Source organism: Qipengyuania sp. L-5Y, from assembly GCF_056859455.1.
Genome location: NZ_JBSXOM010000023.1, coordinates 34,986 through 47,067, shown reverse-complemented (window position 1 = coordinate 47,067; position 12,082 = coordinate 34,986). Strand labels below are relative to the sequence as shown.

At 62.2% G+C, this 12,082-nt stretch carries 12 protein-coding genes; 5 read left to right on the top strand and 7 right to left on the bottom strand.

Features of this window, described 5'->3' with window-relative positions; genetic code table 11:
* Positions 1-2: 2 nt before the first annotated feature.
* From AC13F2_RS04015 to AC13F2_RS04005, 3 genes are all read right to left on the bottom strand, one after another.
* Positions 3-1,376, bottom strand: a complete 1,374-nt coding sequence (locus AC13F2_RS04015) for a mechanosensitive ion channel domain-containing protein (protein ID WP_482964379.1) — start codon at positions 1,374-1,376, stop codon at positions 3-5.
* Positions 1,373-2,719 carry a TldD/PmbA family protein gene (locus AC13F2_RS04010; protein ID WP_482964378.1) on the bottom strand — a complete coding sequence of 449 codons (1,347 nt, stop codon included), beginning with the start codon at positions 2,717-2,719 and terminating at the stop codon, positions 1,373-1,375. Before AC13F2_RS04010 ends, AC13F2_RS04015 begins: the two co-directional genes overlap by 4 nt.
* Positions 2,720-2,792: 73 nt before the next feature.
* Positions 2,793-3,167, bottom strand: coding sequence for a hypothetical protein (locus AC13F2_RS04005; protein WP_103022987.1), 375 nt, complete (start codon positions 3,165-3,167; stop codon positions 2,793-2,795).
* Positions 3,168-3,376: 209 nt separating this feature from the next.
* On the opposite strand from AC13F2_RS04005, the gene lptB reads away from it, so the two are divergent.
* From lptB to ctrA, 3 genes are all read left to right on the top strand, one after another.
* Positions 3,377-4,147: an LPS export ABC transporter ATP-binding protein gene (gene lptB, locus AC13F2_RS04000; RefSeq protein WP_234003092.1), complete on the top strand. Its 771-nt coding sequence runs from the start codon at positions 3,377-3,379 to the stop codon at positions 4,145-4,147.
* Between the two features lie 26 nt (positions 4,148-4,173).
* Complete coding sequence (rpoN, locus tag AC13F2_RS03995) at positions 4,174-5,631, top strand: RNA polymerase factor sigma-54 (RefSeq protein WP_103022986.1); 1,458 nt, start codon at positions 4,174-4,176, stop codon at positions 5,629-5,631.
* A gap of 141 nt (positions 5,632-5,772) precedes the next feature.
* Positions 5,773-6,468: a response regulator transcription factor CtrA gene (ctrA, locus tag AC13F2_RS03990; protein WP_050601718.1), complete on the top strand. Its 696-nt coding sequence runs from the start codon at positions 5,773-5,775 to the stop codon at positions 6,466-6,468.
* Positions 6,469-6,533: 65 nt separating this feature from the next.
* Here the strand turns inward: ctrA and AC13F2_RS03985 are convergent, their stop codons facing one another.
* A complete protein-coding gene (locus tag AC13F2_RS03985) occupies positions 6,534-7,751 on the bottom strand; it encodes a mechanosensitive ion channel family protein (protein ID WP_482964377.1) in 1,218 nt (405 codons plus the stop codon).
* A gap of 132 nt (positions 7,752-7,883) precedes the next feature.
* Here AC13F2_RS03985 and trmB point away from each other — a divergent pair, with 132 nt between their 5' ends.
* Both trmB and AC13F2_RS03975 read left to right on the top strand, forming a co-directional pair.
* Positions 7,884-8,585, top strand: a complete 702-nt coding sequence (gene trmB / locus AC13F2_RS03980) for a tRNA (guanine(46)-N(7))-methyltransferase TrmB (RefSeq protein ID WP_103022984.1) — start codon at positions 7,884-7,886, stop codon at positions 8,583-8,585.
* A gap of 126 nt (positions 8,586-8,711) precedes the next feature.
* Positions 8,712-9,926, top strand: coding sequence for a tyrosine-type recombinase/integrase (locus AC13F2_RS03975; RefSeq protein WP_029140603.1), 1,215 nt, complete (start codon positions 8,712-8,714; stop codon positions 9,924-9,926).
* A gap of 14 nt (positions 9,927-9,940) precedes the next feature.
* On the opposite strand, the gene AC13F2_RS03970 is transcribed toward AC13F2_RS03975, so the two are convergent.
* Genes AC13F2_RS03970 through AC13F2_RS03960 form a run of 3 tightly spaced genes read right to left on the bottom strand, consistent with a single transcriptional unit; the run spans position 9,941 to position 12,032 of the window.
* Positions 9,941-10,546, bottom strand: a complete 606-nt coding sequence (locus AC13F2_RS03970; protein WP_054523346.1) for a GntR family transcriptional regulator — start codon at positions 10,544-10,546, stop codon at positions 9,941-9,943.
* The gene (locus tag AC13F2_RS03965) at positions 10,543-11,409 is read right to left on the bottom strand and encodes a phytanoyl-CoA dioxygenase family protein (protein WP_010239387.1); all 867 of its coding nucleotides are present in this window, start codon (positions 11,407-11,409) and stop codon (positions 10,543-10,545) included. Before AC13F2_RS03965 ends, AC13F2_RS03970 begins: the two co-directional genes overlap by 4 nt.
* Positions 11,406-12,032 carry an acyl-homoserine-lactone synthase gene (locus tag AC13F2_RS03960; RefSeq protein ID WP_050775909.1) on the bottom strand — a complete coding sequence of 209 codons (627 nt, stop codon included), beginning with the start codon at positions 12,030-12,032 and terminating at the stop codon, positions 11,406-11,408. The genes AC13F2_RS03965 and AC13F2_RS03960 overlap by 4 nt, the downstream gene beginning before the upstream one ends.
* Positions 12,033-12,082: the final 50 nt, after the last annotated feature.

Here is a 12,082-nt window from a genome sequence, read left to right as displayed (position 1 = left end):
CGCTATTCGACGGGGCGCGAGTGGTCGAGCAGGTCCTTTTCCTGCTCGCTCCCGCCGCGCCTTCGCTCCTGTTCCACCATCTCGCCGATTTCGTTTGCAGGCCGGATGTCCTCCGCCTCGGCAATCGTTTCGAGCGATGGCTTCGAGGGCCTTGCCTCGCTGGTCGCGACCTTGCCTGATTCGCCTGCAGGCATCATCGGGATGGTGGCCGAACGCGAATCGAAGCGCAGGCGGTAGATCGGTTCCGGCAAGGCAAAGCCCGCTTCTTCCAGCGCCACCTTGAGCGTCGCGATCGCGCGGGTTCGCGCCTTGAAGAAATCCGCCTCGCCCTGGTCGATCCAGCCGAGGAATTTCAGCACGATATTGGAATCGCCGACTTCTTCGATCCGCGCTTCAGGCGGCGGCTCGGCAAGCACGAAGGGCAGGCCCGCCAGCGTATCGCGCCCCAGCTTCAGCGCCGCCGTTGGATCGTCGTCCGCATCCACGCCCAGATCGAAATCGAACCGGCGCTGCGGGTTGCGGGTGTAATTGAGGATGACCGCCTTGAAGACCTGCCCGTTGGGAATGCGCAGCTGATTGCCGTCCAGCGTCATCAGCACGGTGGCGCGGCTCGTCAGGCGAATGACCCGCCCTTCGAGATCGTCGATCACCACATGGTCGTTCGCGCGAAAGGGCTGCCGCAGCGACAGCATGAGCGATGCGACGTAGTTTTCGATCGTGTCGCGCATCGCAAATCCCAGCGCGATACCGATCAGCCCTGCTCCGCCCAGAACCGCGCCCAGCAGCGCCGTCGCCCCGATGATGTCGAGCGCGATGACCAGCCCCAGCACCACGAATACGAAACGGATCGCGCTGGAGATCAGTTCTGCCAGGAAGCTGTTGGGAGCGATGCGGTGCCACACGCGCCCCAGCCCCGCCAGGAGATAGCCGAACAGGGCGATGATCGCCCACACGGCCAGCGCCGCGGCAATCAGCGGCAGCATTCTGAGGAAGCCGTTCCAGCGGTCGGCCAGATTGGAAATCCCCGCACTCCCCGCCGACAGCGACAGGTCGCGCTCGAGCCCGTTCTCGACCGTCACCACCCCCGATACCCGGCTGGCGATGGCTTCGGCGCGGCTCACGTCTTCCGACTTGGGCACCGTACCCGACAGCGAGACCACGCCTTCCCGCACCATGATGTCCACGCCGCGAAAGGCGGGCAGCTCGGAGAAAATGCCGGAGATCCGCTCTGCGATCCGCTCGTCGTCGCCGGCATCGCGCGTCGCTGCGATCGTCTGCTCCGGGGTCGGCGTTGCAACCGGATCGGACGGCGCCTCGAGCTGGGCCGCCGCCGGCACTGCCAGCAGCAGGGCCAGTAGGGCGAACAGCCGTATCACTGCCCCGCCACGAACATGCCGTCGATGCGGAAGGTCGGCACATCCAGCCCGCGCACCAGTTCCAGATCGCTGGCCGGTACGAGTGCGCGGAACATTTCCGGCAGCGTCCCGGCGATGGTGATTTCGGCCACGGGTTCGGCCAGCTCGCCATTGCGGATGCGCAGCCCGCTCCCACCGCGGCTGTAATCGCCGGTCACCAGATTGACGCCCTGACCGAACAGGTCGGTGACGAACAGGCCATCCTCGATATCGGCGATCAGTTGGGCAACGCTCGGTTCGCCTGCGGCCAGATAGATATTGCCCGCCGCCACGCCCGGCGATCCGCCCCCGCCCCTGCTGGCATGGCCGGTCAGGCCCAGGTCGAGCTGGGCGGCACTGGCGACATTGGTCAGCCAGCCGAAGATACGGCCGTTCGACACCAGATCGCGCGGCACGCTGGCCACGCCCTCCCCGTCGTAATTGCGCGACCGCAGGCCCCGCAGGCGCTGCGGATCTTCGGCGATACGGATGGCACTGTCGAAAAGCTGCTCGTCTTTCCGCCCGATCAGGAAGCTCGCCTTGCGTGCGATGGAAGGCGCGGACATCGCGCCGAGCAGGTGGCCGATGATGCCGCCACCCACGCGCGGGTCGAACACCACGGGCATCTTGCCCGACGGGATCGACACCGGGCGCACCTTGCGCACCGCGCGCTCGCCCGCTTCCTGTCCGATACCGGCCGGGTCGGGAAGATCGCTGCGGTGGCGCTGCGTGCGATAGGCATAATCGGTCTGCTTGTCGGCGCCTTCGCCTGCCACGACGCTAGCGGAGAACGTGTGCGATCCCCCGGAATATCCGCGGGCAAAACCGTTGGTGGCCGCAAGTGCGAAGACCGACCGGGATGCCGATGCGCTGCCGCCGTTGGAATTGGTGACCCCGTCAACGGCGCGCGCCGCATCTTCGGCGGCCAGCGCGGCTTCGCGCAATTCTTCCGGCGACGGGTCGACCCCGTCGTGCAGATCCAGATCGACGCCATCGCCGCTGAACAGCGCATCGGCCGGGGCCAGCCCGCCATAGGGATCTTCCGGGGCCAGCCGCGCCATTTCAACCGCGCGTTCCGCCAGCAGTTTCAACCCTTCGGGCGCAAAATCGCTGGTGCTGATCGATGCCGATCGCCGCCCGACGAACACGCGCAGGCCGATCTCTTCGCTTTCCGATCGCTCGACTTCCTCCAGGGCACCGAGGCGCACGCCGACACTTTCGGAAGCGGATGCGCGGGCGACGGCATCGGCCTCGTCCGCCCCCATCTTGCGGGCCAGTTGGATCAGGTCCTGGCAACGGGCCAGCGCGGTGTCGGGCCCGATCATGGCTTCAGCCGGAAGTGTGCAATCATCCGCGCGAGGTAGGGCGCGCCCTTCCCGCTGACAACCGGTGAATGGATCAGGAGAAGAGCAGCTTGAAGAACATCGTCAGTACGACAGGCAGGCCGATGGCCAGCAGCCAGAGCATGATCTGGTCGCGGCGGAAGGCCGGCTTCATGTCCGGGTCGGCCGCCCTGGCGTCGGACAGTCCCGACCAGCGCCGCTCGAACCAGCGGCAGGCAGGAATGATGCCGCCCACCAGAATGACGAGGGCGAGATAGGGGACGATGGAAGAAACGCCGTCTTTCATCGCGTTGACAGTCATGAATATCTGAAGGCCGGTATAGACCAACAGTGCGAATGCGACATTGTCGCTCATGGATCGTCGCCAGTCGCGAGCCCTGCTTGTCCGGTGCCCGCTTGCGATGTCCTTTTCATAGAGCGCTTTGCTCATTGCACTGTTCCTCTCTACCCCTTCTCGAATCGCATTGTTTCAAAAATGCCGCACCCTGGCAAGCAATCGTGCGCACGCATGCTCCACTTGTCCATATATGGTGCGGCACATCGTCCATGCACGAATCCTGCCAGTTGGTCGAAAAGGGCCGCATGCGGGGTTCTCATGGCTGGAACGCGTGCTATGTCGCGCCCATGGCGGATGTAGAGATGAGCCCTGACAACGACGCGGTCCACGAAGCCGCCCCTCCCATCCCGCAGGGGGGACTGGAAGTCATTTCCATAGCCAAGAGCTATGACAATCGCGCTGTCCTGACGGATATTTCGCTCTCGGTGGGCAAGGGCGAAGTCCTCGGCCTGCTCGGCCCGAACGGGGCCGGCAAGACTACCTGTTTCTATTCCATCATGGGGCTCGTGCGTCCCGATGCGGGCCGCATCCTGATGGATGGGGAAGATGTGACCAATCTCCCCATGTATCGCCGCGCCATCCTCGGCCTCGGCTATCTGCCGCAGGAAACCAGCATCTTTCGCGGGATGACGGTCGAACAGAACATCAATTGCGTGCTCGAAATGGTCGAACCCGATGCCGACACACGCACGCAGGAACTGGAACGGCTGCTGGACGAATTCGGCCTTACCCGCCTGCGCTCCAGCCCCGCCATGGCGCTTTCGGGTGGTGAACGGCGCCGCGCCGAAATCGCCCGCGCACTGGCGGCCAAGCCGTCGATCATGCTGCTGGACGAACCGTTCGCCGGGATCGACCCCCTGTCCATCAGCGACATTCGCGACCTGGTCAAAGATCTCAAGACTCGCGGGATCGGCGTTCTGATCACCGATCACAACGTGCGCGAAACGCTGGAGATCGTGGACCGGGCCTGCATCATCTATGGCGGTCAGGTGCTCTTTGCCGGCACGCCGGAAGCCTTGGTGGCGGATGAAAACGTCCGCCGCCTCTATCTGGGCGAGAGCTTCACCCTGTGATGCCCGCTATCGCGAGGATCTAGCTCATGGCGCTGGGGCCGCGCCTCGATATCCGGCAAACCCAGTCGCTGGTAATGACGCCCCAGCTCCAGCAGGCGATCAAGCTGCTGGCGCTGTCCAATCTCGAAATCGAAACCTTCGTTGCCGAAGCGCTCGAATCGAACCCGCTCCTCGAAATGGGCGAAGTCCGGCGCGAAGCGGGCGAGGATTCGCCTGCCGAACCGTCGGAGCATGACAGCGCGCCCGATTTCGGCGGCGAGGGCGCGCTCGATGTCGCCGACCATGCGCTCGATCCGGAAGCTGCACCGGGCGATTTCATTCACGGCGAAGGCGGCGACTGGAGCCGCGGGGACATCGCCAGCGGTGCCGAACTGCCGGATCTGGAAAACCGGTCTTCCGGCAGCCCGACCCTGTCGGACCACCTTGCCAGTCAGATCGGCCTCGTCGCCCATGACGAACGCGAGGCGCTCATCGCCCTGCGGATTATCGGCGAACTCGACGAGGCCGGCTATCTGCTGACCGATCTGCGGCAGGTGGCCGATGAACTGGGCATCCCGCTGGCAGAGGCCGAACGGGCGCTGGCCACCGTCCAGTCGCTCGATCCCACCGGCGTGGGCGCGCGGTCGCTGGCGGAATGCCTGGCACTGCAGGCGCGCGAAGCCGATCGCTACGATCCGTGCATGGCGCGGCTGATCGACAATCTCCACCTGGTTGCAGCCGGCGACATCGGGCGGCTCAAACGCATGTGCGAAGTCGACGATGAAGACTTCGCCGACATGCTGGCCGAATTGCGCAGTTACGATCCCAAGCCCGGTCTCGCCCATGCAGGCGGCGATGAAGGCGCGGTGGTGCCCGACGTACTGGTTACCCCCAGCGCCGATGGGTGGGACATCCGCCTCAACGAAGCAAGCCTCCCCCGGCTCGTGGTTAACCGCGAATACTATCTCGAACTGAAAGGCGGGGCGCGCGACAAGGCTTCGCAAAGCTGGCTCAACGAACAGCTCGGTGAAGCCGACTGGCTTATCCGGGCGCTCGACCAGCGGCAGAAGACGATTCTCAAGACGTCGGCCGAAATCGTGAAACGGCAGGAGCGATTCTTCCGCGAAGGGGTAACGGCGATGCGGCCGCTGACCTTGCGCGAAGTGGCCGAGAAGATCGAAATGCACGAATCGACCGTCAGCCGCGTTACCAGCAACAAATATCTGTCCTGCCCGCGCGGCACGTTCGAACTGAAATATTTCTTCTCCAGCGGCGTCGCCGCGGCCGATGGCGAAGGCGCCTCTGCCGAAGCGATCAAGGCGCGCATCCGCGCCTTGTGCGATGCCGAAGACCCAAAGAAAGTCCTCTCGGACGAGGCTCTGGCCGGCCTTCTCAAGCAGGAAGGCTACGATCTCGCACGGCGCACGGTCGCCAAATATCGCGAGGCGATCGGGATCGGGTCCAGCGCGCAACGGCGGCGGCAGAAGAAGCTGGCGGCACTCTGACACCTGTCTGCCACAGGGAAAAAAGTTAACGCACTTTACTTCGCGTTAACCTTTTTCCTTCAGACCAAATGTGGTTAATACAGGACAACACCTCTATGGGTGTTACCGACGGACACTAGGGAACCAACGGGGGACATCCCAATGCGTGTACTGCTGATCGAAGACGAGCCGACAACGGCCAAGGCCATCGAGCTCATGCTCACGACCGAAGGCTTCAATGTCTACTCGACCGACCTCGGCGAAGAAGGCTTGGATCTCGGCAAGCTGTATGATTACGACATCATCCTGCTCGATCTGAACCTGCCCGACATGCACGGTTACGACGTGCTCAAGAAACTCCGCGTCGCCAAAGTGCAGACGCCGGTCCTGATCCTTTCGGGCATTGCCGAAATGGACAGCAAGATCCGCTCGTTCGGCTTCGGTGCCGACGATTACGTGACCAAGCCCTTCCACCGCGAAGAACTGGTCGCCCGCATTCACGCCGTAGTGCGCCGTTCCAAGGGACACAGCCAGTCGGTCATCCGTACCGGCAAGCTGGCCGTCAACCTTGACGCCAAGACCGTCGAAGTCGATGGCGCCCGCGTTCACCTCACCGGCAAGGAATACGCCATGCTGGAGCTGCTTTCGCTCCGCAAGGGCACCACGCTGACCAAGGAAATGTTCCTCAACCACCTTTACGGCGGCATGGACGAACCCGAACTCAAGATCATCGACGTCTTCATCTGCAAGCTGCGCAAGAAGCTCAGCCATGCCTGCGGCGGCGAAAATTACATCGAGACCGTATGGGGCCGCGGCTATGTGCTGCGCGACCCGAACGAAGAGGCGGAAGCCGCCTGACACTGCATATCCCTGGACGGGATCATGAGACGCCCCGGACAGCCATCGCGCTTCCGGGGCGTTTCCTATTCGGCCCTGATCGCAAGCTGCGCGAAGTCCTGCCCGCTCGGATGCTGGAAGATGCGCAGGCCGAACTCGGGCAGGATGGCCAGCATATGATCGAAGATGTCGGCCTGGATCGCTTCGTATTGCGGCCACTCCACCGTGTCGGTGAAGCAGTAGATTTCCAGCGGCAGGCCCTGCGGCCCCGGCGGTAGCTGGCGCACCATCAGCGTGAACCCTGCCCCCGCAATGCGCGGATGGCTCTTGAGATAGGCGATCACATAGGCGCGCAACGTGCCGATATTGGTGATCCGGCGCGCATTGATCGTGTCGCAATCGCTGGACAGTTCATGCCGGTTCCATTCGGCAATCTCCTCCTGCTTGCTGGCCAGGTAATCGTCCAGCAGCCTGAAGCGCTTGAGATCGTCGGTTTCCTTCTCGTCCAGGAAGCGGATCGAATTCTGATCGACGACCAGCGCGCGCTTGATGCGCCGCCCGCCGCTCTCGTTCATCCCGCGCCAGTTGCGGAAGCTGTCCGCGATGAGCCTGTGCGTCGGAATCGTCGTGATGGTCTTGTCGAAATTGCGGATCTTCACCGTGTGCAGGGCGATATCGACCACGTCGCCATCCGCGTTCATGCCGGGCATTTCGATCCAGTCGCCGACCCGCAGCATGTCGTTGCTGCTCAACTGGACGCTCGCCACCAGGCTCAGGATCGTGTCCTTGAACACCAGCATCAACACCGCTGCCATCGCGCCGAGGCCCGATAGCAGCAGCAGCGGCGATTGCTCGATCAGCACCGCGATCATCAGGATCGCCGCCCCGAAGTAGATGGCGATCTTCACGACCTGCACATATCCCTTGATCGGGCGACTGCGCGATTCCGGGCGGCGGGAATAGAGCTCGTTCGCGTAATCCAGCGCACCGCCGATCGCCATGGCGATCGACAGGACGATCATCGTGCGCGCGATGTTGACCGTCACGTTCACGACTTCTTCCGGCAGGCGCGGCACCAGGCCGATCCCGCGCGAGACGAGCAGCAGGGGTATCACCGTGGTGAGCCACGCCGCCGACCGGTCCACCGTATCGGACCGTGCATCCAGATAGGGTGCGGCGATGCGCAGCAGGACCTTCTTCAGCAGCCAGTTGACCGTCAGCGCCGCCACCGCCAGCGCGCACAGGGCGATGAGCGACTGGAGCCACAGCGGGAGGCCGGAGTAATCGTCTAGCAGTCTTTGCATGCGCGGCCCCTAGACTGCGGTTGCCCGGCGGTTCAACCCTGCCGAACAGACGGAATTTTCGCCCGATCAAACGTATGATCGACATGCGTACCATCTGGACGCACGGGGGGCGGATCGTTAGTCGCCCGCGCCATGAGCGCATTCAAGGAAGGTGACCCGACCACTCTCAACCGGCTGTACGGGCGCAGCCAGGGCAAGCCCCTGCGCGCATCGCAGCAGGACCTGGTCGACCGCCTGCTACCGCAGATTTCCGTGCCCGACGAAGGGCCGGTGACGTCGGAAACCCTCTTCGGTTTCGACCGCCCGCTGCATTTCGAAATCGGTTTCGGCGGCGGGGAACATCTCGCCGAACGCGCCGATCTGCTGCCCGATCATGGATTCATCGGCGCGGAACCCTTCGTAAACGGCGTCGCCCAGGCCCTCACCCACGTCCGCGACCGCACGCTCGCAAATGTCCGCATCCACCATGGCGATGCGCTTGAAGTGCTGCGCCGCGTGCCCGACGGCGCGCTGACCATGCTCTATCTCCTGCACCCCGATCCTTGGCCCAAGAACAAGCATGCCAAGCGCCGCATGATGAACGATGGCCCGGTCCGCATGTTCGCCGACAAGCTGAAACCGGGCGGTGAATTCCGCTTCGGCACCGACCACGCCGTCTACCTGCGCCACGCCCTGATGGTCATGCGGCGCTTCGGCGACGCCTTTGAATGGATCGTCGATGGCCCGGCCAGCTGGCAGAACCGCCCGTCAGGATGGCCCGAAACGCGCTACGAACACAAGGCCCGCACCGTCTATGGGCATGAGGTCTGGTACTTTCGATTCAGGCGACGCTAGACTACGCTGATGTTGTAAAAACAACGACTTAGCGCAAATCACTTACGCCAGAATTGCCTCCAATTCGCCCCTTTTTCCGCTTGCGTGATTACCCGGTGATTGCCAGAAAAGGCCACGAGGTATCGCATGGCAACAGGAAAAATCAGCAAGCGCACGGTCGATTCGCTCCCGGTTGGACCAAAGGAAAACTATCTTTGGGACACCGATCTCAAGGGCTTTGGCGTCAAGATTACAACTGCTGGATCAATCAGTTACATAATCCAGTTCCGAATGGGCGGACGAGAAGCGAAGACCCGTCGTTTCACGATCGGATCACATGGATCGCCTTGGACACCGACTACTGCACGCTTGGAAGCTGAGCGATTGTTGGTGATTGTTGCGCAGGGCATTGATCCGGTTGATGCGGAAAAGCAGCGCCGCCGGGAAGCTGTCGACCTCGCCTTCTCGAATTACGCTGACCTCTTCACTCGCTCCTGCAAACGCGAGGGATGGCGTCGCCTCGTGGAGCGATCCATTCGCCTCTACCTCAAGCCCACATTCGGAATGAAGGCGCTGCCAGCGATTACGAAGATCGACGTCGTTTCGGTTCTCGATCAGATGCCGCCCAAGCAGGTGGCAAACCGGCGAAATGTCTTTGCCGTTATGCGCCGCCTGTTTCGCTGGGCCGTCAGTCGCGGAGATATCGATCGCAATCCGATGGAGGGCATGGAAACGCCGCCTCCGGTCAAGCCACGAGAGCGCTGGCTCAAGGATGGCGAACTCCGCCATATCTGGAATGCGGCGCCGGAATGTCATCGCTGCTTTGGTCCAATTGTCAGGCTTCTGATCGTAACCGGACAGCGCCGTGAAGAAGTCTCCGGGATGCACTGGCAGGAGCTCAGTCGCAGCGAAAGATTATGGACCCTGCCCGGATCTCGAACCAAGAACGGAGAACCTAACTCCATTCCCCTCAACGATCTTGCAATCGCCGAGCTCGACCGGGAGGCTCGCGGCGAGAGGTGGCCGCGTAAGGGCCGTGTTTTCGCGACAGCTAGCGGGGCGGGCTTTACGGGATACGCCAAAGGGAAGGTGAAGCTCGACAGCCTGATCGAGGAACGTTGCGAAGAGCCGCTCGAAGCCTGGCGCCTTCATGATCTACGACGAACCCTCGCAACGAACTTCCAGCGGCTTGGCGTTCGGTTTGAAGTCACCGAAGCCGTTCTCAACCATGTGGGCGGATCTCGCGCCGGAGTCGCCGGCATCTACCAGCGCCACGACTGGAAGGACGAAAAGCGCCAGGCGCTCGATGCCTGGAATGACCACCTCGCGACGGTTCTGTCCGAGAGTGGGGAGACGACCTAAAATATTGGCGAGGGCTAGGGCGTCTGCTGGTTCAAACGTCCGACAAGAGCGGGTACCAGATCCTCAATGTGTTGATGATATGCGCGTACCGCTCGGTTTGAGCCATCGAACCCTTGCTGCGCTTTTCGCTCAATTTGCTCAAGGGCATGCGGCGCGCCAGGCCAAATCACCGGCTCGAGTTCACGTAGCGGATGGAGTCTGTCGCTAATGCGTTCGACCAAATGTACGCGAAACCGATTGCCTGAGCTTGCCGCGATGTCTCTGAAGGCGCGCGCCAATCGGTCGGCATAAGCACCTCGCGTGTCGTTTGATCCTTCGTTGATTGTCAGTGATTTGTGATCGTTGTCGGGAGCCTGCTCCAAAAGCAGGGCGTTGACTTGCAGAATGTCGCGCAAGGCCTGTTCGGTAAGCAGCGGTACGCGAAATCCTTCGCCGGGCGTGAGGTCGACCAGCCCTTCACCGACAAGCTGGTTCAGGCTGTCTCTTACCGGCGTCATGCTCACTCCGAAATCGTCAGCGAGTCGCATCGCCTCAAGCTTCGTACCGGCCCGGAAGCGCCCTTCCAGCAATGCATCTTTCAACCGCCTGTACGTAGGCTCGAGGACGTGAGCGGGACTCATCGTCCGCCGCGGCGCGTCTTGGCGAACTCACGAACCGCTTCTTTCTGGTCGGGGCGCAGACTATCGGTTGCCTGAGGGAATTCGGGCACCTTGTCGCTCAGCAAAACCGACGGGCATTGCCCTTCGAAATTACCCAGGTTCGGACGGTGCTGCACATATCCGGCGAGCTCGGCGAGTTCGGGAGAGAACTCTTTTGCTACTGCTGGTGGATAGGCCAGCCAGAGATTCTCGTAGGGTTTGAGCCAGCCGAGACTGTAGCCGATTACGACACCGCGGCGGACATCCTCGGTCTGGTTTGGTCCCGCTCCATGGACGGTGGAGCCGAGAAAGCAGATCGCATCGCCGGGCTTGCAAACAGCTACTATGGGATCGTCGAGACTTTCGAGATTGTCGACAGGCTTCCTGTGCGTCCCGGGGTAGATGCGTGTCGCGCCATTGAGGCGAGTAAATTCGGTCAGCGGCCAGATGACGTTGAGAAGATATTCGTGATCGCCCTTGCGGCCTGCCCACATATCCTGATCGCAATGCGGAAACTGTTCTATCTCGCCGGGATGGATCGCGATCGCCTGGGCGACATTGAGCTGTATCCGGTCGCAGGCGCTGCCGAGAATTGCGCGGGCGAGCGATAGGACTAGCGGCTGCAGGACTAGATCGCCTGCGACCTGCGACCGGCGAAGCAGGCTTCCAAACCGTTTGGTCCGATGGCCATAGAAGTCTCCCTTGCCGAGGGGCGCCTGCGCAAATGCACCTTCCAGGTCGGCATCGAGTGCGGCGATCTGTTGCTCGGCGACAAGCTGCGGAATGATGCAATAGCCATCCTCTTGCAGCTGATCGAGCCAATGCGCCTCCCTCGGCCCAGTCATGCTGCCAGCTCCATGCCGCCATAGGCTTCCGGCTTAGGATTGCGGCAGTAGATCCCTGCGTTGGCGAGTTGCGCGCGTGTATCTTGGTCGATGTCGATCCGAAGAGCGACAAGCTGCTGCCCATCGATAGAAACGCACGGTCCAAGCTGCTGGCAGCGCCAGCCGAACTGGGCGATCTGACGGAACCAGGGCACTGGGGCGACCGCCGAATAACCAGAGATCCCTTCCGATATTGCAAAATCGGCGAGTGCGGAGACGAGCTGGTTGCGGACACTCCGGCGATCAGCGCGCGGCAACGTGGGATCGATACAGAATCGGGTAATCTCGCGAAATGCCTCATCCTGCGGAACAGGTCCGGTGCACAGCTGCGGAAAGAGATCGCGTAAGATATGAGGTCCATCAGAACGCAGGAGCCGGGCCGATGCGCGATGCTCGCACTTTTCGCCGGTGAGGACGAGATAGGCGGCCGAGGGCGTATCGAACTGGTCGATTTCAAAGGTCCCGTCGAGCACCGGAACGTCCCACCCAAGAAGATCCACGAACACGCGCTTGCGCGCCTCGAACATGGCGCGAAGTGCCGGATCGACCAAGTTTGCACCATTTATACCGCTGCTTTGCTGCATGAAGATTACCTGTGAACTTGATGACTGCTCGCATCTCATCAAATCCGGAT